Source organism: Bradyrhizobium sp., from assembly GCF_052389815.1.
GTDB lineage: Bacteria > Pseudomonadota > Alphaproteobacteria > Rhizobiales > Xanthobacteraceae > Bradyrhizobium.
Map to the genome: position 1 here is coordinate 1 of NZ_JBQTHN010000134.1, position 20,214 is coordinate 20,214.

Below are 20,214 nucleotides of genomic sequence, written 5' to 3' on the forward strand. Positions count from 1 at the left end.
CGATCGAGCACAAGATGGGCATCCACGGCAATTCCACCTGCGTGATGAACTACGACAACGCCACCGGCTGGCTGATCGGCGAAGAGAACAAGGGCATGCAGGGCATGTTCGTGATGATGAACGAGGCCCGCCTCGGCGTCGCCGTGCAGGGCCTTGCGCAGTCCGAGGTCGCCTATCAGAACGCCGTGGTTTACGCGCGCGAGCGCCTGCAGGGCCGCTCGATCTCCGGCGTCAAGGCGCCGGACAAGCCGGCCGACCCCATCATCGTGCATCCCGACGTCCGCCGCACGCTGCTCACCATTCGCGCCTTCAACGAGGCCGCGCGCGCCATGGTGGTATGGACCGCGCTGAAGAGCGACGTCGCTCATCGTTCCTCGGACCCGAAGGATCGCCAGGAGGCCGACGATCACATGGGGCTGATGACGCCCGTCATGAAAGGCGTGATGACCGGCACCGGATTTGCCAACACCGTGATGGCGCAGCAGATGTATGGCGGCCACGGCTACATCGCCGAGCAGGGCATGGAGCAGTTCGTGCGCGATGCGCGCATTTCCATGATCTATGAGGGCGCCAACGGCGTGCAGGCGCTCGACCTCGTCGGCCGCAAGCTGCCGCGCGACGGCGGCCGCGCCATCATGGCGTTCTTTGCGGAAGTGACCGCCTTCGTGAAGGAGAATTCCGGCAACGAGGCGATGAAGCCCTATGTCGGTCCGCTCTCCACCGCGCTCGGCCATCTGCAGCAGGCCACCGGGTGGCTGATGCAGAACGCGCTGGCCAAGCCCGACAATGCGGGCGCCGCCGCCACCGACTACATGGAGCTGTTCGGCCTCGTCACCTTCGCCTACATGTGGGCGCGGATGGCCAAGGTGGCTCAGGACAAGATTGCAGCCTCCGGCGAGACCCCATACCTGAAGACCAAGCTCGTCACCGGCAAGTTCTTCATGGAGCGCGTGCTGCCGGAGACTTCCGCGCACCTCGCGCGCCTGCAGACCGGAAGCGACACCACCATGGAACTGGCGGCGGAAGCGTTCTGAAGCGCTTCGCTTCTCCGCCGGATCCAGCTATACATTACGATCATCATACAAGGAGGGCGTCATGCCTGAGGCATTCATCTACGATCACGTCCGCACCCCGCGCGGCCGCGGCAAGGCCGACGGCTCGCTGCACGAGGTCACCGCGCTTTCGCTCGCCACCGTGCCGCTCAAGGCGCTGAAGGAGCGCAACAACCTTGGTGAGGACGTCGTCGACGACGTCATTCTCGGCGTGGTCGATCCTGTCGGCGAGGCGGGTTCCGACATCGCGCGCTTCGCCGCGCTGAAGTCGGGCCTCGGCGAAGCCGTGCCCGGCGTGCAGATCAGCCGCTTCTGCGCCTCCGGCCTCGACGCCGTGAATTTCGCGGCCGCGCAGATCATGAGCGGCCAGCATGAGCTCGTGATCGGCGGCGGCGCCGAGTCGATGAGCCGCGTCGGCATCGGCGCGTCCGGCGGCGCCTGGCCGATGGATCCCTCGATGGCGGTTCCGGCCTACTTCATGCCGCAGGGCATCTCGGCCGACCTGATCGCCACCAAATACGGCTTCTCGCGCGACGACGTCGATGCCTATGCCGTGCAGAGCCAGCAGCGGGCCGCGAAGGCCTGGGACGAAGGCCGCTTCAACAAGTCCGTGGTGCCGGTGAAGGACCAGAATGGCCTGACCATCCTCGCCAAGGATGAACACATGCGCCCGACCACGACCATGCAGTCGCTGGCGCAGCTGCAGCCGTCCTTTGCGGCGATGGCCGCTATGGCCGGCTTCGATTCGGTCGCGATCCAGTCGCATCCCGAGGTCGAGAAGGTCAATTACGTGCATCACGCCGGCAATTCGTCCGGCATCGTCGACGGTGCGGGCGCCGTGCTGCTCGGCAGCAAGGAAGCCGGCGCAAAACACGGCCTCAAGGCCCGTGCGAAGATCCGCGCCTTCGCCAATATCGGCTCCGAGCCCGCGATGATGTTGACCGGCCCGGTCGACGTCACCGAGAAGCTGTTCGAGCGTTCCGGCATGAAGAAGTCGGACATCGACCTGTTCGAGCTCAACGAGGCGTTTGCTTCCGTCGTGCTGCGCTACATCCAGGCCTTCGACATCGACAACGCCAAGATCAACGTCAATGGCGGCGCGATCGCGCTCGGCCATCCGCTTGGCGCCACCGGTGCGATGATCCTCGGCACCGTGCTCGACGAGCTCGAGCGCACCAACAAGTCCACCGCGCTGGTGACGCTGTGCATCGGCGGCGGCATGGGCACCGCGACGATTATCGAGAGGGTTTGAGAACGTAGGGTGGGCAAAGGCGCGTTGGCGCCGTGCCCACCTTCACGAGCACGACGCGGAAGGTGGGCACGCTTCGCTTTGCCCACCCTACGATCCGAGAATTCATCGCCGCGCCTGATCGGCCGCCGGCACCGAGGGAGCACCACATGGCTTACAAGAATTTCAAGTTCGAAACCGACGCCGACGGCATCGCGCTCGTCACCTGGGACATTCCCGGCCGTTCCATGAACGTGCTGGACGAGACCTCGATCGACGAGATCGAGGCGATCGTCAAGCAGACCACCGAAGACGCCGCCATCAAGGGCGTCGTCATCACCTCGGCCAAGGAAGCGTTCTGCGCCGGCGCCGACCTCACCATGCTCGAGGGCATGAGCCGCACTTACGCCCAGCTTCTGAAGGAGAAGGGCGAAGTCGCCGCCAACCAGGTGTTGTTCGAGCAGAGCCGCCGTTTCTCGCAGGTGTTCCGCAACATCGAGACTTGCGGCAAGCCGTGGGCTGCCGCGATCAATGGCCTTGCGCTCGGCGGCGGTTTCGAGATCACGCTGTCCTGTCACTATCGTGTCGCCGCCGAAAATCCCAAGACGCGGCTCGGGCTGCCCGAGATCAAGGTCGGCCTTTTCCCCGGCGCCGGCGGCACCCAGCGCGTGCCGCGCATCGTGCCGCCGCAGGATGCGATGCAGATGCTCCTGAAGGGCGAGGCGGTGAATCTCGCCAAGGCCAAGCAGCTCAATCTGATCCATGCCGTCGTGCCGGCCGCCGACATGATCAAGGCCGCCAAGGACTGGATCAAGGGCGGTGGCAAGGCGGTCGCGCCCTGGGACGAGAAGGGCTTCAAGCTTCCCGGCGGCCCCGTCTTCTCCAAGATGGGCATGCAGATGTTCCCGGCGGGCAACGCCATCTATCGCCGCGAGACCTACGACAACTACCCGGCCGCGCGCGCCATCATGAGCTGCGTCTATGAAGGCCTGCAGCTGCCAATCGACGCGGCGCTGCGGGTGGAGTCGCGCTACTTCACGCAGATCCTGCGTTCCAACGAAGCAGCGGCTATGATCCGCTCGCTGTTCCTGTCGATGCAGGAACTGAACAAGGGCGCGCGCCGCCCGGCGGGCGTGCCGCCGACCAAGATCAAGAAGCTCGCCGTGATCGGCGCCGGCTTCATGGGCGCCGGCGTCGGCTACGTCTCGGCGCGCGCCGGGCTCGACGTCGTCCTGGTCGACCGCGACCAGGAGAGCGCCGACAAGGGCAAGGCCCACGCCAGAAGCGTGATCGACGGTCTGATCGCCAAGGGCCGCGCCAAGCCGGAAGAAGGCGACAAGATCATGTCCCGCATCACGGCGACCGCGGACTACGCCGCGCTCGGCGATTGCGACCTCGTCATCGAGGCCGTGTTCGAGGACCGCAAGGTCAAGGCGGATACGTTCACGAAAGCGCAGCAATATCTCAAGCCCGGCGTGATATTCGCCTCCAACACCTCGACGCTGCCGATCACCTCGCTGGCCGAATCCTTTGCGGATCAGGGCCGCTTCATCGGCATCCATTTCTTCTCGCCGGTCGACAAGATGATGCTGGTCGAGATCATCCTCGGCAAGAACACCGGCGATGCGGCGCTCGCCGCCGCGCTGGATTACGTGCGCGCGATCGGCAAGACGCCGATCGTGGTGAACGACTCCCGCGGCTTCTACGCCAACCGCTGCGTCGGCCGCTACATCGCCGAAGGCAACGAGATGTTCCTCGAAGGCGTGCCGCCGGCGATGATCGAGAACTGCGCCAGGATGGCCGGCATGCCGGTCGGCCCGCTCTCGCTGTCGGACGAAGTGGCGCTCGACCTCGGCCTCAAGGTGATGAAGGCGACGGAAGCCGACCTCGGCCCCAACGCCGTCAACCCCGACCAGAAGAAGCTGATGATCGAGCTGGTCGAGAAGCAGAACCGCCTCGGCCGCAAGAACGGCAAGGGCTTCTACGACTATCCCGAGAAGGGCAAGGGCCAGAAGAGCCTGTGGCCGGGCCTCGCCGAGCTACAGCCGAAGAAGCTCGATCCCGATACGCTCAGCGTCGAGGAATTGAAGCAGCGCTTCCTGGTGGTGCAGGCGGTGGAAGCCGCCCGCACGGTCGAGGACAACGTCGTCACCGACATGCGCGAGGCGGACGTCGGCTCCATCCTCGGCTTCGGCTTTGCCCCGTTCACCGGCGGCACGCTGTCCTATATCGATTTCATGGGCACCAAGAAGTTCGTCGAGCTTTGCCACAAGTTCGAAGCCAAATACGGCTCGCGCTTCACGCCGCCGAAGCTGCTGGTCGAGATGGCCGCCAAGGGCGAAACCTTCTACGGCCGCTTCCCGCCGAAGAAGCAGGTAGCCGCGCAGGCCGCGGAGTAGTTTCTTATCCTCTTTCTCGAGGAAGAACGGCGGCCTTCGGTCGCCGTTCTGCTAGTTGCAAGTATTGCGATACGCGGTCGACGCCGCTGAAGTCGCCGAATCATCGGCGATAAACGCTACATCGTCCTTCACGAGGTAGACAAACGGTCTATCGCCGATGTCTTCGCCCGACGCCTTCTTGCTTTTCACGTGCCCGCAAATGGTATCGAGAGATTGTCCCAGCAAATTCTTTCGCATCGATCGTTTTATCTCGCCGAAAGTGGCAGACTTCGGGTCTTCCAATTTGACAAGCACCGCGATCTTTGCCCTGTCCACGACCGGATCGATCTCAGGGGGCTGTATGGCTGCCGCCGGCTCGACCTTCGCGGCGTCAGGGGTGGACTTTGCTGCTTTGCCGGCGTGACGGGTTTTGCCGCTGGAGTGGGCGGACAATTGCTTCATTGTCGTCGCCCTGCGCGCGGCCTTTTCCTTTGGTGTTGCGGTGCTCGCGTCGGATGGAGACGGTTCCGGGGCAGTCCGCTGACGGGCGCCGGAATTCCTGTCCAGGCACGCGAACCCGTCAGCGCCTGTGCAGGCTTCAAGGCCTGACTGCGGCGTTACAAAGCAACTACAGCCCACCAGGGTTGTGGCCAACGCACCGACAATGAGCGTTCTCATGCAACCCCTCCTTGGAGGTTGAATTACGCCCGCAGTTCTTGCTGCGTGATGATGATCGTGCGCTGGTCCGTCAAAACTGTCGTGAATACATTAATCGCGCATTAAGTCTGCCTGCGCCGCCCGGCGAAGCCGCTTCTTGGTTAACACCTGCGTAAAGGGGTCTCTATCCGGCAACAAAAAGGGCCGGATCAACGATCCGGCCCCTTTGCATTGCGCATCTACGCGAAGGCTCACGCCGCCTTCAGCAGCCCTTCCTTGCTCAGCGCCTCCTGCACCTTCGGCCGCGCGGCGACGCGGGCCTTGTAGGCGAGCAGGTTCGGCATCGCCGAGAGGTCGAACTTCATGCGGTCGGCCCAGCTCAGCATGGTGAAGAGATAGCCGTCGGCGACCGTGAACTGCTGGCCCATGATGTAGTCGCGCCCCGCCAGCTGGCTGTCGATGTATTTGAACTTGCCCATCACCCGGTCCTTGAAAAAGGCCTTGGCGTCGTCGGCCAGCACCGGCGAGAACAGCGGGCCGAAATTCTTGTGCAGCTCGGTGGTGATGAAGTTCAGCCATTCGAGCAGCTTGTAGCGCTCGGCGCTGTCGCGGGCGGGCGCCAGGTCCTTGCCGGCCTTGTCTGCGATCATCTGCACGATGACCGGCCCCTCGGTGACAAGCTCGCCGCTGTCGAGCTGCAGCGCCGGCACCTGGCCCTTCGGGTTGACCTTCAAAAAGTCGTCACCGTTCTCCAGCTTCTTCGCGCGCAGGTCGACCTTGACCAGGTCGTAGGGGAGTCCGGCCTCCAGCAGCGCGATATGGGGCGAGAGCGAGCAGGCGCCGGGCGAATAATACAGTTTCATGGGATTTTCCTTGACCCTCGATTGTTGGATTGGCGGCCGGAACGACTAAATGCATCTGCATGGAATAGTCAAGATTGATGCAGCTGCATTAAGTAAGTACACTCGCTTGTGAACCGGATGGGTCAGTGATGAAACGCAAGCTATCGACCGAGGCGACGGCCGCCTGGATCCGCCTGATGCGGGTGCAGAGCCGGGTGCTGGACGCCGTCGAGCAGGATCTGAAGAAAGCCGGCTTCCCGCCGCTCGCCTGGTATGACGCGCTGCTGGAATTGTCGCGCGCCCCGTCGGGCGAGATGCGCCCGGTGGAGCTCGAGAAGCAGATGCTGATCCCGCAATACTCGACTTCGCGCCTGATCGACCGCCTGGTCGACGAGGGGCTTGCCGTGCGCCGCGAATGCAAGATGGACAAGCGCGGCCAGTTCGTGGAAATCACCGAGGCCGGGCGCGAATTGCAGAAGAAGATGTGGGGCGCCTATTCGGCCGCGATCGAAAAGCATGTCGGCTCGAAACTTTCCGATGCCGACGCGTTGAAGCTCTGTGGCCTGCTCGACCGGCTGGGCTGCTCCTGCGGCGATGTGAAAGCGGCCTCCGCCGCCAGAGAGGGCGCACCCTCCCGATGACATCGCCGCACTCCGTACCATCCGCGGCCCGACGGGCCTGCGGATGCCCTGCCACCCGCGCGCGTATCGTCGCAGCGCCCTTGATCCGGAATTTCCATGGCGCGTGACCAGATCGATATGACGCCGCTGACGTCGCGCGACGAGCTCGTCGCCTGGCTCGCCGCGGGCGTGAAGCCGAAGTCGGAATTCCGCATCGGTACCGAGCATGAGAAGACCCCGTTCACCCTCGAGGGCCACCATCCCGTGCCGTACGAAGGCGCCAGGGGCATCGGCGCGCTGCTCGAAGGCATGAAGCTGCTGCTCGGCTGGGAGCCGATCATGGAGCGCGGCAACATCATCGGGCTTTACGACGTCACCGGGGGCGGCGCGATCTCGCTGGAGCCCGGCGGCCAGTTCGAATTGTCGGGCGCGCCGCTGGAAACCGTGCACCAGACGCAAGGAGAACTGATGGCGCACCTTGCGCAGGTGCGCGAGGTCGCTACGCCCCTCGGCATCGGCTTCCTTGGCCTCGGCATGACGCCGTCCTGGTCGCGGGCGCAGATCCCCGTGATGCCCAAGGGCCGCTACAAGATCATGACCAACTACATGCCGAAGGTCGGCCGTTACGGCATCGACATGATGTACCGGACCTGCACCGTGCAGACCAACCTCGACTTCTGCTCCGAAGCCGACATGGTCAAGAAGCTCCGCGTCTCGCTGGCGCTGCAGCCGGTGGCGACCGCGCTGTTCGCCAATTCGCCCTTCACCGAGGGCAAGCCGAACGGCTTCCTCTCCTTCCGCTCCGAGATCTGGCGCGACACCGACAATGCCCGCGCCGGCATGCTGCCGTGGGCGTTCGAGGACGGCATGGGGTTCGAGCGCTGGGTCGATTACGCGCTCGACGTGCCTATGTATTTCGTCAAGCGCGGCGACGAGTATATCGACGTCTCCGGCTCCTCGTTCCGCGCCTTCTTCGACGGAAGGAACAACCGCCTGCCCGGCGAGCGGCCGACATTGTCGGACTGGGCCAATCATCTTTCCACCATCTTCCCGGAGGTGCGGCTGAAGCGGTACCTGGAAATGCGCGGCGCCGACGGCGTGCCGTGGGACCGGCTGCCGGCGCTGCCGGCGTTCTGGGTCGGCCTGCTCTATGACGACGTTAGCCTCGATGCCGCCTGGGACATCGCCAAGGGCTGGACCGCGCATGAGCGGCAGGCGCTGCGCGACGAGGTGCCGCGTTTGGGCTTCAAGGCGCGGATTCGCGACCGCTATCTGTTCGAGATCGCCAGGGAATGCGTGAAGATCGCGCATGAGGGCCTGCGGCGGCGCGGCCATATCGACCATCTCGGGCGCGACGAGAGCCGGCACCTTGAGCCACTCGACCGCACCATCGATGGCGGCCGTGCGCCGGCAGAAGAAATGCTGGAGAAATACAGCGGCGCCTGGAGCGGCTCGGTGGAACCGGCCTACGGGGAATATGCTTTCTAGATCAGGGCGTTGAACGGCGTTCATCGGCCGTACAGGTTGCCTTGGTTCAAATGCCGGAACCCGCGAAGCGCTCGCGGGCGGACGAGAATTCGAAAGCAGTGACGTGATGCGAATGGGCCGCCTGTTCGGGGCGTGGTTGGTTGTGCTCGCCTTCTGGGCGGCCGTCCTTCCAGTGCGTCCGGCGGCCGCGCAAGCCAATTTCGACCGGCCCGGCGGCGATTATCTCAGCGCGCCGGTGATCTCGGGCGATCCCGCCGAATGCGCGCTGGTCTGCGAGCGCGACCGCCGCTGCCGCGCCTGGACCTTCGCCTATCCGAGCGCCGCCAGCGGCGGCGCGGTATGCTGGCTGAAGAGCAGCGTGCCGCCGCGCCAGCAGGACAATTGCTGCGTTTCCGGCGTGCGCGGTGCCGGCGTGGTCGAGCCGCGCAACGATGCGGTGGAAACCTCGATCGACCGCTTCGGCGGCGACTACAAGCATTTCGAGCTCAACGCCCGTGACGGCGCCGACGCCTGCAAGGCCGCCTGCACCGCCGACGGCAAATGCCGCGCCTGGACCTATGCCCGCCCCGGCTATGCCGGCAAGGACGCGCAATGCTTCCTGAAGAAGGATATCAAGCCGCCGCGACGCAAGGCGGGGTTCACGTCCGGCGTGGTGCGGTAGTCGCGGCGAAGCAAGAAGGCGAGACCGTCATTGCGAGGAGCGGTAGCTACGAAGCAATCCATCTATCCCCGAGTTGCGACATGGATTGCTTCGCGGAGCCTGGCATCCGGCGGCGCTTCGCGCCGACCGGGTGGCTCGCAATGACGGAGCAAGCGGATCATCTGCCATCCGCCGCCAACACCGTCACCTCCGGCCACAGCGCCTTCCACCGCGCCGCCTTCTGCGCATAATTCTCCGCGGAAAAATTCGGCCCCGGGTTCGGCCGCACGATCAGCCCCGCGGCGTCCTCGAATCCGTCCGGCGCATACACCTCGTATCCGTCGCGCGTGCGGCGCAGCCCGATGCGCGTGTTCTTCGTCAGGAACCGGTCGATGCCGTCGGTGGAGCAGGAAAGCGGCGGGTAGGGCAGGCCGTGTTTCTCCGGATACCAAAGATGCACGCGCGCCTGGTTGCGCACCTCGACTTTCACGCGAAGTCTTCGGAACGCGCTGTCGAGCCGGCGGATCACGTCATCCTCGGCTTCCCAGGACGTATCGCGGTCGAAATAGAACACGTCGTAATCGGCAATGCCGTAATCGACCGCGCGGCCAGTCACTATGTTCCACACCGTCTGCACGAGGCAGCCGGAAACCAGCCAAGAATCGGGCAGCGCCAGATGAAACAATTCGTCGACAATGACCTTGTTGGCGGGGTTGCGCAGCGCGGCAGCGATGAATTCGTCGGAGGTCATGCGCTTTGCCCACCCTACCCTCTCACCATGAGGGGCAACATCAGCGCACGCTGGTAAAAAACCGCTCCATCCGCAATCCCGCCAGCCACGTCCACACCGGCTGGCTGCGCATGCCCATGTCCCAGGAGCCGACCACGGCGTCGGCGCGGCCGATCAGGTTGTCGATCGGCAGCAGCCCCACGCCGCCGTCACGCACGGCGACACGGCTGTCGGCGGAATTGTCCCTGTTGTCGCCGAGCACGAACAGCATTCCCGGCGGCACGGTCACCTCGGGCGTGTTGTCGAGGCGGCCGTTGTCGCGGATCTTGTAGATCGCATGCTCGACGCCGTTGGGCAGCGTCTCGATGTAACGGTTGGCCTTCTCGGTGTTGCCGCGGTCGTCCTCGGCTTCGCCCGTGCCGTCGGGGCGCAGCTGCGCCGCGCGGTCGTTGATGAAGAGCTGGCCCTGGCGCATCTGCACGCGGTCGCCGGGCAGGCCGACAACGCGCTTGACCCAGGCCTGCGAACGGTCGCCCGGCCAGCGGAACACGACGACGTCGCCGCGCTTGGGCGTATCGCCGAACAGGCGTCCGGTTTCCGGCAGGGTGATCTGGATCGGCAGCGAGGCCGCGCCATAGCCATAGGGGAATTTCGAGGCGACCAGCGCGTCGCCGATCAGGAGCGTCGGCTCCATCGAGCCCGACGGCACGTAAAAGGGTTCGGCAATCGCGCCCTTGGCGATGAACACGCAAGCCACGATCGCCGCGAGCTGCGCGACCTGCCCGCGCCACGTGAAGGATTTCTGCGCCGGTGCCTCGCTATTGCTCATCCGCCGGTACCTCCCACGGTGATGCGCTCCATGCGCAGCGTCGGCTGGCCGACGCCGACAGGCACGCCCTGGCCGTTCTTGCCGCAGGTGCCGATGCCGGTATCGAGCGCAAGGTCGTTGCCGATCATGGTGATGCGGTTGAGGTCCGTCGGGCCGTTGCCGATCAGCATCGCGCCCTTCAGCGGCGCGCCGATCTTGCCGTTCTCGATCCGATAGGCCTCGGTGCACTGGAACACATATTTGCCCGAGGTGATGTCGACCTGGCCGCCGCCGAAATTGGCGGCGAACATGCCGTTCTTCACGGAGGCAATGATCTCGGCGGGATCGCGGTCGCCGGCGAGCATGTAGGTGTTGGTCATGCGCGGCATCGGCACGTGGGCATAGCCCTGGCGGCGGCCGTTGCCGGTCGGCTTCATGTTCATCAACCGCGCGTTCTGGCGGTCCTGCATGTAGCCGATGAGGCGGCCATCCTCGATCAGCACGGTGCGGTTGGTCGGCGTGCCCTCGTCGTCGATGGAGAGCGAGCCGCGCCGCGAAGACATGGTGCCGTCGTCCACCACAGTGACGCCCTTGGCCGCGACCTGCTGGCCCATCAGGCCTGCAAAGGCGGAGGTCTTCTTGCGGTTGAAATCGCCCTCGAGCCCGTGGCCGACGGCCTCATGCAGCATCACGCCCGGCCAGCCCGCGCCGAGCACGACGTCCATCTCGCCGGCCGGCGCCGGCACGGATTCGAGATTGACCAGCGCCTCGCGCAGCGCGCCGTCGGCCGCTTCGCGCCAATTCCCGGTTTCGATGAAGCGCGCATAACCCTCGCGCCCGCCATAACCCTTCGAGCCGCTCTCCTGGCGGTCGCCCTGTCCGGCGACCACGGAAATATTGACACGCACCAGCGGCCGGATATCGCGATAGGTCTCGCCATCGGGCCGCAGGATTTCCACCACCTGCCAGGTCGCGCCGAGACTGACGGTCACCTGCCGCACCCGCGGATCCTTGTCGCGGACATAGGCGTCGATTTCCGCCAGCAGTTTTACCTTGGCCTCGAACCCCGGCGCATCCAGCGGATTGTCGTCGCCATAAAGCTTCACGTTGGTATGCGCCGGCGCCGCCGCCAACGTGCCGGTGTAGCCGCCGCGCACGGCCGCCACCGCATCCGCCGCCCGGATCAGCGCCGGCAGCGACACGTCGGAGGAATGCGCATAGCCCACCGCGTCGTCCTTCACCGCGCGCAGGCCAAACCCCTGCGAGGTGTCATACGTCGCCTGCTTCAGCCGCCCATTGTCGAACATCAGCGCTTCGGTCTGCCCATATTCCAGGAACAGCTCGCCATCGTCGGCCCCCGAAAGCCCCCGCGCGACCTCGCGGCGGACGGCATCGCGGTCGAGCTGGGCGCGGTCGAGCAGGGAGGTTGAGGCGGGATTGGTCATTAGGGGGTCCGTTGCAGGGAGGATAGAGGCCAAGATAGTTCTTTCGCAGTCCTTCCGCGAGGGGGCGGAATCAACACATTGCCGAAACATTGGTCGCGGAAATTGTTCCGAATGGGGGAATACCGCTGCTAGGATGGGGCATGGACTATCAGCACATCATAACGATTGAGGCGGGCAAGCGCGGTGGCCGCCCCTGCATCCGTCATATGCGGATCGCGGTAGCGGATGTGCTCGGTTGGCTCGCTGCAGGTCAGACTCACGCGCAGATTCTGGCCGACTTCCCCGAACTTACCGAGAATGACATTCGGGCCTGCCTCGCTTATGCGGCTGATCGTGAGAGGCGGCTGGTCACCTTTTCGAAATGAAGCTCCTGTTCGACCAGAACCTCAGCTTCAAGCTTTGCCAGACTGTCGCCGATCTTTTTCCGGAATCGATGCACGTTCGTGCGCTCGGGCTATCGGAAATGGGCGACAGGGCAATTTGGGACTACGCAAAGGCAAATGGTTTTGTGATCGTGTCCCAAGACGCGGATTTCGCCGAAAATGGCTGCGCTCCTGGGAGGTCCGCCGAAAGTGATTTGGTTGCGCGCCGGAAATCAATCGACGGAAGCCGTCTCGATCCTGCTAAGGCGACACGCCAGCGCTGCCTTCTGGACCGATCAGGACGTCGCGTGTCTTGAGATCTATTGAAGCGTATCGACGCAGTAAATCTACGGCAACTTCTCATACCCCTCCGCCAGCCCGTTCAGGCTGAGCGGAAAGCCGATGCCTTCTTCCGGCGTCTCGAAGATGATGAACGTCGCCGTCTTCGCGCCCTTCAGCTGCCCCAGCAGCTTGTCGTCCATCATCACCTCGGCGACGCAGCCATTGGGCAGGCAGCGCACGAAGCCGGCTCGGCCGACGTCCTGGTTGTCGAGCTTCAGCCCGAGCCCCGAGGGCAGCAGCACCCCGAGCGGCGCGACCACGCGCATCAGCTTGCTCTTCTGGTCGGCGGTCTTCAGCACGATCACGGTCAGGCCCGCATTGGAGCGGTCCTCGGCGACCACGCTCTGGATCAGGGCGCACTGCTCGCCCTGCGCGCCCGGCGGGGTGTCGCAGCGGATCTGCCAGTCGCCATGGACCGAGCGCACTGCTCCCTGGGCGTGGGCGGCCTGGGTGAGGGCGAACAGCAGGGCGGCCGCGAGCAGGCCGCCCGCGAGGCGGAAAATCAGCTCGGCGCGGCCTGCGTCACGGGCTGCCGCTCGGGATGTCGCTTGCCGCTTCAAAAAACCCATCCGGGTCGATCCTCTCATTGGGCCGGCGCGCCGGCCACTTGGTGGGCGCCGGCGGTATTCCGCTCCCAAGGCCCGCCGCAACGCTGGACTGAGTACTGAAATCCCGGCGCCTTGAAGGCGCCATCTGCGCCATCCCCCGCCGCAAAGCATGGCTGAATCGGCCGAATCAGCTGGGCCCGGGGGCGCGCCTCTTGTGGGTACATCGGGCAATCCGGCTGTCAAGCGCCGGTCTGCATCGAAAAAGCGCCTTTTGCCTGATTTGTCGGAAAAATTCGGCATCCACCACGGCGTGGGCCGCAGGGCCCGTTGCCCTCCACTACTGCATTGCGAGCGCCGGAGAATTATGGTTTGGAGAGGCTGGATTTGGACGCGTTCTAGCGATCTGGCCCCGGCGGTTCTAAGGTAATCCCAAGGTACTTCCCGGCCGTTTGTCAGGGGGCGGATCGTGCCGCATAGGACGCCGTCCGGCGCCATGCTTTGGGGAACATCTGTAGGGAGCACAGGCGACATGAACCTGTCGAGGATTGGCCATCGGTTGCTGGGTTTGGCGGTGGCGGGCATGACTTTGGCGGCCACCGGGCCTGCTGTTGCGGAGCTCGGTCAGCCGAAGCCGTGGGAATACACGCTGCAGGAATCCGCGACCCCGGTGATGGACAACATCGTCTGGTTCCACAATTTTCTGCTGGTGCTGATTACCGTCATCACGCTGTTCGTGCTGGCGCTGCTGGTCATCGTGATCGTCAAGTTCAATGCGAAGAGCAACCCGGTCCCCTCGCGGACCACCCACAACACGCTGATCGAGGTGGCCTGGACGCTGATCCCGGTGTTGATCCTGGTTGCGGTCGCGGTGCCGTCGTTCCGCCTCCTGTTCCTGCAGCTCGATGTGCCGAAGGCCGATCTCACCGTTAAGGCGACCGGCAAGCAGTGGTACTGGAGCTATTCGTATCCGGATAACGGCAAGTTCGAATTCGATTCGCTGATGGCGCAGGACAAGAAGCCGCGCCTTCTGGCCGTCGACAACGAGATGGTGGTGCCGGTCAACAAGGTGATCCGGATCCAGACCACCGGCGCGGACGTGATCCACGCCTTCGCGGTTCCGGCCTTCGGAATCAAGATTGACTCCATCCCTGGCCGCCTCAACGAGACCTGGTTCAAGGCCACCAAGACCGGCATGTTCTACGGTCAGTGCTCGGAGCTGTGCGGCAAGGACCACGCCTTCATGCCGATCGCAGTGCGCGTGGTCTCTGACCAGGAATTCGCGGCCTGGGTCGAGACCGCAAAGAAGAAATATGCGACCAACCCGGGCAACACGTTTGCCTCGGCGGGCGCGGCCGCGCAGTAAGCGAAACGCTTTCCGGGGCGCGGTTTAGGGACAAGGGCGAGGGGACCGGCAGGGTCTCTCAAGGGACTGCAAGGCAGGATTTAACAAGATGGCAACTTCCGCAGCGACACATCACGATCACGCCCATGACGACCATGCGCACGCCAATCCGACGGGATGGCGGCGCTGGCTCTACTCGACCAACCACAAGGACATCGGCACGATGTACCTGGTGTTTGCGATCGTTGCAGGCTTCATCGGCGGCTTCCTCTCGATCATGATGCGTGTCGAGCTGATGTATCCGGGTGTGCAGATATTCTCCCAGACGGGCATGTTCAACGTGTTCGTGACGGCGCACGGCCTGATCATGGTGTTCTTCATGATCATGCCGGCCTTCATCGGCGGTTTCGGCAACTGGATGGTGCCGCTGATGATCGGTGCGCCCGACATGGCGTTCCCGCGCATGAACAACATCTCGTTCTGGCTGCTGCCGGCCTCCTTCTCGCTGCTGCTGCTCTCGACCTTCGTGGAGGGCGAGCCCGGCTCGCATGGCGTCGGCGCGGGCTGGACCGTCTATGTGCCGCTGTCCACCTCGGGCCATCCCGGACCGGCGGTCGACTTCGCGATCCTGTCGCTGCATCTCGCCGGCGCGTCGTCGATCCTCGGCGCCATCAACTTCATCACCACCATCTTCAACATGCGCGCGCCGGGCATGACCCTGCACAAGATGCCGCTGTTCGTGTGGTCGATCCTGGTGACGGTGTTCCTGCTGCTGCTGTCGCTGCCGGTGCTGGCGGGCGCCATCACGATGATGCTTACCGACCGCAATTTCGGCACCACCTTCTTCGCCCCCGAAGGCGGCGGCGACCCGGTGCTGTTCCAGCACCTGTTCTGGTTCTTCGGTCACCCGGAAGTGTACATCCTGATCCTGCCCGGCTTCGGCGTGGTCAGCCAGATCGTCTCCACCTTCTCGCGCAAGCCCGTGTTCGGCTATCTCGGCATGGCCTACGCCATGGTCGCGATCGGCGCGATCGGCTTCGTGGTGTGGGCGCACCACATGTACACCGTCGGCATGAACTCGGCGACGCAGGCTTATTTCGTCGCCGCCACCATGGTGATTGCGGTGCCGACCGGCGTGAAGATCTTCTCCTGGATCGCCACGATGTGGGGCGGCTCGATCGAGTTCCGGACGCCGATGGTCTGGGCGATCGGCTTCATCTTCCTGTTCACGGTCGGCGGCGTCACCGGCGTCGTGCTGTCGAACGCTGGCGTCGACCGTGCGCTGCATGAAACCTATTATGTGGTGGCGCACTTCCACTACACGATGTCGCTCGGCGCCACCTTCGGCATCTTCGCAGCCTGGTACTACTGGTTCCCGAAGATGTTCGGCTACATGTACAACGAGACGCTCGGCAAGGCGCACTTCTGGCTGACGTTCATCGGCGTCAATCTGGTCTTCTTCCCGCAGCACTTCCTCGGCCTGTCCGGCATGCCGCGCCGCTATGTCGACTATCCGGACGCTTTCGCGGGCTGGAACTACGTGTCGTCGGTCGGCTCCTACATCTCCGGCGTCGGTCTGCTGGTCTTCCTCTATTGCGTGATCGAGGCCTTCACGAAGAAGCGCGTCGCGGGCGACAATCCCTGGGGCGTGGGCGCCACCACGCTGGAGTGGACATTGTCGTCCCCGCCGCCCTTCCACCAGTTCGAAACGCTGCCGAAGGTGCAGTAACGGTAAGTCTCGCAGTGCGCCCCAGGGGCGCACTGCATTCCTTGGATCCAAACGAGAGCAGTCTTGTCGGTCGTCGATCACAACGCCATCGATCTCAGCCCCCGGATATCCGAGGCGGAGGTGGGCGACTATCTCGCGCTGCTGAAGCCGCGCGTGATGTCGCTCGTGGTGTTCACCGCGCTGGTCGGGCTGATGATCGCGCCGGTTCCGGTTCATCCCGTGCTGGCTTTCACCGCGATTCTCTGCATCGCGGTCGGCGCCGGAGCCTCGGGCGCGCTCAACATGGCCTACGAGGGCGACATCGACGCGTTGATGACGCGCACCGCCAACCGGCCGATCCCGCGCGGCCGCATCACCCCCGGCGAAGCCATGGTCTTCGGCCTCACGCTGGCGTTTTTCTCGGTGATGACGCTCGGCGTTCTCGTCAATTGGGTGGCGGGCAGCCTGCTCGCCTTCACCATTTTCTTCTATGTCGTCATCTACACCATCGTCCTGAAGCGCAGGACGGCGCAGAACATCGTGATCGGCGGCGCCGCCGGCGCTCTGCCGCCGGTGGTGGCCTGGGCCGCGGCGACCGGCTCGCTTTCGGTGGAGCCGCTGCTGCTGTTCGCCATCATCTTCTTCTGGACCCCGCCGCATTTCTGGGCGCTGGCGCTGTTCCGCAGCGACGACTATGCCCGCGCCGGCGTGCCGATGCTGCCCGTCGTCGCCGGTCCCGATGCGACACGGCTGCAGATCCTGCTCTACACCGTGGTGCTGGTGGCAGTGGCGCTCGCGCCCTGGCCGCTCGGCTATTTCAGCGCCGTCTATGGCGTGACCTCGCTGGGGCTGGGCGCCGGCATGCTGTGGCTCGCGACCAGCGTCTATCGTCTGCGCGAGGGCGTCGCCGCCGCGCGCGCCACGCGGAAGCTCTTTGCCTTCTCGATCCTTTATCTGTTCGCGCTGTTTGCGGTCCTCCTCGCAGAGGTCGTCTTCCGCGCCATTGCACCTTTGTTCCGGTAGGGGGCGCATGGGAACGCAATGGACGAGCAACGCAAGCCAGAAGGTATCGTCCTCACCGAGGCGCAGAAGCGCAGCCGTCGGCATCGTTCGATCGCGATTGCGCTCGCGCTCGGTATCCTCGTCGTGCTGTTCTTCGCAGTCACCATGGTCAAGGGGCCGACCGTTCTCGTGCGGCCGGTGTGAGTGACATGGAACGGCAGGCCAACCAGCAACAGATCGGCAAGCCGCGCCTCGGCCGCGACGCGCTGGTCGCGTCGATCTGCGGCTTCGTGGCGGTATTCATGGTCGGCGCGGCCTACGCCGCCGTGCCCTTCTACGACTGGTTCTGCCGCGTCACCGGCTTCAACGGAACCACCCAGGTCGCGACCTCCGCGCCCGCCGCCGGCCCGCTGGCGCGAAAGATCGCGGTGCGCTTCGACGCCAATGTGGGTCCCGGGCTGCCCTGGAAATTCGAGCCGGAGCAGACCGAGATCGAGATCCCGATCGGCCAGGTCACGACGGTGTTCTACACCGTCACCAACCAGTCGGCGCGCGCCACCGCGGGCCAGGCGGCCTACAACGTCGCGCCGCTGACGGTCGGGGCCTATTTCCAGAAGATCAACTGCTTCTGCTTCACCGAGCAGACCATGGCGCCGGGCGAAAAGCGCGCGATGCCGGTCGTGTTCTATGTCGATCCCGCGCTCGCAGGCGACGCCGAGAACGACGGGCTCAACTCCATCACGCTGTCCTACACCTTCTATCCCCTGCGCGATCCCTCGCCCAAGCCGCTCGCGGCCGGCGAGGGCGACAAGCGCAAGGGCAACCTTTGACGTTTTGACCGATACCGCGCCCGGCAGGGCGCGGCTCTAATGGGGAGACTGCAATGGCCGCACACGCCAAGCATCACGACTACCACCTCGTCGATCCGAGCCCGTGGCCGGTCGTAGGCTCGATCTCGGCCTTCATCATGGCCGTCGGCGCGATCGCCTGGATGCACAAGATGTTCGCGGCCGCGCCGATCGTGTTCGGCATCGGCACCGTGGGCGTGCTCTACACCATGGCGAGCTGGTGGGCCGACGTGATCAAGGAAGCCCAGCACAAGGGCGACCACACCCGCGTGGTGCAGATCAGCCACCGCTACGGCATGATCCTGTTCATCGCTTCCGAAGTGATGTTCTTCGTCGCCTGGTTCTGGGCCTACTTCAATGCGGCGCTGTTCCCGGCCGACGCCGTCCACGCCACCCGCGATGCGATCTTCGGCTGCGGCCCCGGCACCGCCGCGGGCGCCTGCAGCGTGCCCGGCACCTGGCCGCCGAAGGGCATCGAGACCTTCGATCCCTGGCACCTGCCGCTGCTCAACACGCTGCTGCTGCTCACCTCGGGCACCACGGTGACCTGGGCGCACCACGCGCTGCTCGAGAACGACCGCCAGGGCCTGAAATACGGCCTGATCCTCACCGTCGTGCTCGGTGCCCTCTTCACCTGCGTGCAGGCCTATGAGTACGCCCACGCCTCGTTCCATTTCTCCGGCAACGTCTACGGCGCGACCTTCTTCATGGCGACCGGCTTCCACGGCTTCCATGTGCTGGTCGGAACCATATTCCTGCTGGTCTGCCTGTTCCGCGCCTATGCCGGCCACTTCACGCCGAAGCAGCACCTCGGCTTCGAGTTCGCCGCCTGGTACTGGCACTTCGTCGACGTGGTCTGGCTGTTCCTGTTCATCTGCATCTATGTGTGGGGCCGCGGCGCCGAAGTCGCCGGCGCCGCCGCGCACTGATTGCGGATGCTGTGCTAGAAAGGGGCGGCCGCAGGGCCGCCCTTTTGCTTTGGACGAGAAGCCATGAACCAATCGCCCCCCACCCTGACCGAAAGCGCGTTGCGCGGCATCGCCTGCAAGTGCCCGCGCTGCGGCAAGGGCAAGGTCTATTCCGGCTTCCTGACGCTGCGGCCCGCTTGCGACTCCTGCGGCCTCGATTACGCCTTCATGGATTCCGGCGATGGTCCCGCCATCTTCATGATCATGATTGCCGGCGCGATCGTGGTCGGCGCCGCGCTGATCGTCGAAATCAAGTACCAGCCGCCGTTCTGGCTGCACGCGGTGCTGTGGCTGCCGCTGATACTGGCGACGACGCTGTTGCCGCTGCGCTCGATGAAGTCGCTGCTGATCGCGCTGCAGTACCATCACAAGGCGGCGCCCGGCAGGCTGATCGATCGCGCGCCGAAATGAATGCACGGCGCCTCGGGTTCAGCCTCTTCACCCTGGCAATGGTCGCGGTGCTGATTGGGCTGGGGCTCTGGCAATTGCAGCGCCGTGCCGAAAAGCACGCGCTGATCGCCGCGCTGGATCAGCGGCTTGCCATGGCGCCGGTCGCGCTGCCGCCTTCCTCGCAATGGAAGGCCTTGCGGGCGGGCACCGACGAATTCCGCCGTGTCCGCCTTACCGCCGTCAGGCTCGACCTCGCGTCGGGCGGAAAGGTCTACAGCTCCGGCTCGGCCGTGCGCGACGACATTTCCGGGCCGGGCAAGTGGCAATTCGTGCCGGCGCAGCTCGAAGGCGGCGAGGTCGTCGCCGTCAACATCGGCTTTGCGCCGGATCCGCCGCCGAACACGCCCGCCGGCGAGGTGCGCAACCAGAAAATCGTGATCCGGTATCCGCTGCAGCTGACGGGCTATCTCCGCTTTCCCGAGCCCGCCGGCACGTTCACCCCCGCCGGCAATGTCGGCCAGCGGCTGTGGTTCATCCGCGACCATCCGGCGATGGCCCGCGCGCTCGGCTGGGACCGCGAGGGCGGGACGGTTGCGCCGTTCTATGTCGACCTCGAAAGCCCGGCGTTGATCGACGGCGTGAAGCCCGGACCGCTCCGCGTCCGGCTGAAGGACGATCATCTGCAATACGCCATCACATGGTTTGGCCTCGCCGCCGTGATGCTGATCGCGTTCGGCTTCTGGCTGCGCACCCAGCGGAGGGCTTGAGCCAACGCGCATCCACCGTTCGTGGCTGGAAGCTTCTCGAGCTTTGGAC

22 protein-coding genes and 1 pseudogene are annotated in these 20,214 nt (G+C 64.8%); 17 read left to right on the forward strand and 6 right to left on the reverse strand.

Annotation, left to right across the window (positions count from 1 at the left end; genetic code table 11):
• The 3 genes from ACT4OC_RS21510 to ACT4OC_RS21520 all read left to right on the forward strand — a co-directional run.
• The coding region (locus ACT4OC_RS21510) for an acyl-CoA dehydrogenase C-terminal domain-containing protein (protein WP_444841047.1) at nucleotides 1-1,034 on the forward strand (1,034 nt) is incomplete at its 5' end.
• A 61-nt stretch (nucleotides 1,035-1,095) separates the two neighbouring features.
• The gene (locus ACT4OC_RS21515; protein ID WP_444841048.1) at nucleotides 1,096-2,304 is read left to right on the forward strand and encodes an acetyl-CoA C-acetyltransferase; all 1,209 of its coding nucleotides are present in this window, start codon (nucleotides 1,096-1,098) and stop codon (nucleotides 2,302-2,304) included.
• Nucleotides 2,305-2,450: 146 nt separating this feature from the next.
• Nucleotides 2,451-4,679, forward strand: a complete 2,229-nt coding sequence (locus tag ACT4OC_RS21520) for a 3-hydroxyacyl-CoA dehydrogenase NAD-binding domain-containing protein (RefSeq protein ID WP_444841049.1) — start codon at nucleotides 2,451-2,453, stop codon at nucleotides 4,677-4,679.
• Between the two features lie 51 nt (nucleotides 4,680-4,730).
• Here the strand turns inward: ACT4OC_RS21520 and ACT4OC_RS21525 are convergent, their stop codons facing one another.
• Both ACT4OC_RS21525 and gstA read right to left on the reverse strand, forming a co-directional pair.
• Complete coding sequence (locus tag ACT4OC_RS21525; RefSeq protein WP_444841050.1) at nucleotides 4,731-5,336, reverse strand: hypothetical protein; 606 nt, start codon at nucleotides 5,334-5,336, stop codon at nucleotides 4,731-4,733.
• Nucleotides 5,337-5,566: 230 nt separating this feature from the next.
• Nucleotides 5,567-6,178, reverse strand: a complete 612-nt coding sequence (gene gstA, locus ACT4OC_RS21530) for a glutathione transferase GstA (protein ID WP_444841051.1) — start codon at nucleotides 6,176-6,178, stop codon at nucleotides 5,567-5,569.
• A 128-nt stretch (nucleotides 6,179-6,306) separates the two neighbouring features.
• On the opposite strand from gstA, the gene ACT4OC_RS21535 reads away from it, so the two are divergent.
• From ACT4OC_RS21535 to ACT4OC_RS21545, 3 genes are all read left to right on the forward strand, one after another.
• A complete protein-coding gene (locus ACT4OC_RS21535; protein WP_444841052.1) occupies nucleotides 6,307-6,798 on the forward strand; it encodes a MarR family winged helix-turn-helix transcriptional regulator in 492 nt (163 codons plus the stop codon).
• A gap of 96 nt (nucleotides 6,799-6,894) precedes the next feature.
• The gene (locus tag ACT4OC_RS21540) at nucleotides 6,895-8,265 is read left to right on the forward strand and encodes a glutamate--cysteine ligase (protein ID WP_444841053.1); all 1,371 of its coding nucleotides are present in this window, start codon (nucleotides 6,895-6,897) and stop codon (nucleotides 8,263-8,265) included.
• A 106-nt stretch (nucleotides 8,266-8,371) separates the two neighbouring features.
• On the forward strand, nucleotides 8,372-8,926 hold the full coding sequence (locus ACT4OC_RS21545; protein WP_444841054.1) for a PAN domain-containing protein: 555 nt from the start codon (nucleotides 8,372-8,374) through the stop codon (nucleotides 8,924-8,926).
• Between the two features lie 157 nt (nucleotides 8,927-9,083).
• Here the strand turns inward: ACT4OC_RS21545 and ACT4OC_RS21550 are convergent, their stop codons facing one another.
• Genes ACT4OC_RS21550 through tldD form a run of 3 tightly spaced genes read right to left on the reverse strand, consistent with a single transcriptional unit; the run spans nucleotide 9,084 to nucleotide 11,888 of the window.
• Nucleotides 9,084-9,656 (reverse strand): nucleotidyltransferase family protein, encoded by a 573-nt coding sequence (locus ACT4OC_RS21550; protein WP_444841055.1) that lies wholly within the window; start codon nucleotides 9,654-9,656, stop codon nucleotides 9,084-9,086.
• A 40-nt stretch (nucleotides 9,657-9,696) separates the two neighbouring features.
• Nucleotides 9,697-10,464 (reverse strand): signal peptidase I, encoded by a 768-nt coding sequence (gene lepB, locus ACT4OC_RS21555; protein WP_444841056.1) that lies wholly within the window; start codon nucleotides 10,462-10,464, stop codon nucleotides 9,697-9,699.
• Nucleotides 10,461-11,888 (reverse strand): metalloprotease TldD, encoded by a 1,428-nt coding sequence (tldD, locus tag ACT4OC_RS21560; RefSeq protein ID WP_444841057.1) that lies wholly within the window; start codon nucleotides 11,886-11,888, stop codon nucleotides 10,461-10,463. Before tldD ends, lepB begins: the two co-directional genes overlap by 4 nt.
• A gap of 140 nt (nucleotides 11,889-12,028) precedes the next feature.
• Here tldD and ACT4OC_RS21565 point away from each other — a divergent pair, with 140 nt between their 5' ends.
• From ACT4OC_RS21565 to ACT4OC_RS21575, 3 genes and pseudogenes are all read left to right on the forward strand, one after another.
• Nucleotides 12,029-12,253: a DUF433 domain-containing protein gene (locus ACT4OC_RS21565; protein WP_444841058.1), complete on the forward strand. Its 225-nt coding sequence runs from the start codon at nucleotides 12,029-12,031 to the stop codon at nucleotides 12,251-12,253.
• Nucleotides 12,250-12,369: pseudogene (locus tag ACT4OC_RS21570) on the forward strand (DUF5615 family PIN-like protein); the annotation flags it as partial. The gene ACT4OC_RS21565 and the pseudogene ACT4OC_RS21570, both read left to right, overlap by 4 nt.
• Before the next feature lie 61 nt (nucleotides 12,370-12,430).
• On the forward strand, nucleotides 12,431-12,577 hold the full coding sequence (locus ACT4OC_RS21575) for a DUF5615 family PIN-like protein (RefSeq protein WP_444841059.1): 147 nt from the start codon (nucleotides 12,431-12,433) through the stop codon (nucleotides 12,575-12,577).
• A 20-nt stretch (nucleotides 12,578-12,597) separates the two neighbouring features.
• Here the strand turns inward: ACT4OC_RS21575 and ACT4OC_RS21580 are convergent, their stop codons facing one another.
• Complete coding sequence (locus ACT4OC_RS21580; RefSeq protein ID WP_444841060.1) at nucleotides 12,598-13,161, reverse strand: invasion associated locus B family protein; 564 nt, start codon at nucleotides 13,159-13,161, stop codon at nucleotides 12,598-12,600.
• A 508-nt stretch (nucleotides 13,162-13,669) separates the two neighbouring features.
• On the opposite strand from ACT4OC_RS21580, the gene coxB reads away from it, so the two are divergent.
• The 8 genes from coxB (at nucleotide 13,670) to ACT4OC_RS21620 (ending at nucleotide 20,165) form a co-directional block, all read left to right on the forward strand.
• Nucleotides 13,670-14,503: a cytochrome c oxidase subunit II gene (coxB, locus tag ACT4OC_RS21585; protein ID WP_444841061.1), complete on the forward strand. Its 834-nt coding sequence runs from the start codon at nucleotides 13,670-13,672 to the stop codon at nucleotides 14,501-14,503.
• Nucleotides 14,504-14,591: 88 nt separating this feature from the next.
• A complete protein-coding gene (gene ctaD, locus ACT4OC_RS21590; RefSeq protein ID WP_444841062.1) occupies nucleotides 14,592-16,211 on the forward strand; it encodes a cytochrome c oxidase subunit I in 1,620 nt (539 codons plus the stop codon).
• 63 nt (nucleotides 16,212-16,274) lie between these two features.
• Nucleotides 16,275-17,213: a heme o synthase gene (locus tag ACT4OC_RS21595; protein WP_444841063.1), complete on the forward strand. Its 939-nt coding sequence runs from the start codon at nucleotides 16,275-16,277 to the stop codon at nucleotides 17,211-17,213.
• Nucleotides 17,214-17,231: 18 nt separating this feature from the next.
• Nucleotides 17,232-17,396 carry a CoxF protein gene (locus tag ACT4OC_RS21600; RefSeq protein WP_444841064.1) on the forward strand — a complete coding sequence of 55 codons (165 nt, stop codon included), beginning with the start codon at nucleotides 17,232-17,234 and terminating at the stop codon, nucleotides 17,394-17,396.
• A 5-nt stretch (nucleotides 17,397-17,401) separates the two neighbouring features.
• Nucleotides 17,402-18,022, forward strand: coding sequence for a cytochrome c oxidase assembly protein (locus ACT4OC_RS21605; protein WP_444841065.1), 621 nt, complete (start codon nucleotides 17,402-17,404; stop codon nucleotides 18,020-18,022).
• A 53-nt stretch (nucleotides 18,023-18,075) separates the two neighbouring features.
• A complete protein-coding gene (locus tag ACT4OC_RS21610) occupies nucleotides 18,076-18,969 on the forward strand; it encodes a cytochrome c oxidase subunit 3 (RefSeq protein WP_444841066.1) in 894 nt (297 codons plus the stop codon).
• A gap of 63 nt (nucleotides 18,970-19,032) precedes the next feature.
• Nucleotides 19,033-19,419, forward strand: a complete 387-nt coding sequence (locus tag ACT4OC_RS21615; RefSeq protein ID WP_444841067.1) for a DUF983 domain-containing protein — start codon at nucleotides 19,033-19,035, stop codon at nucleotides 19,417-19,419.
• A complete protein-coding gene (locus ACT4OC_RS21620) occupies nucleotides 19,416-20,165 on the forward strand; it encodes an SURF1 family protein (RefSeq protein WP_444841068.1) in 750 nt (249 codons plus the stop codon). Before ACT4OC_RS21615 ends, ACT4OC_RS21620 begins: the two co-directional genes overlap by 4 nt.
• The last annotated feature ends 49 nt before the right edge of the window (nucleotides 20,166-20,214 follow it).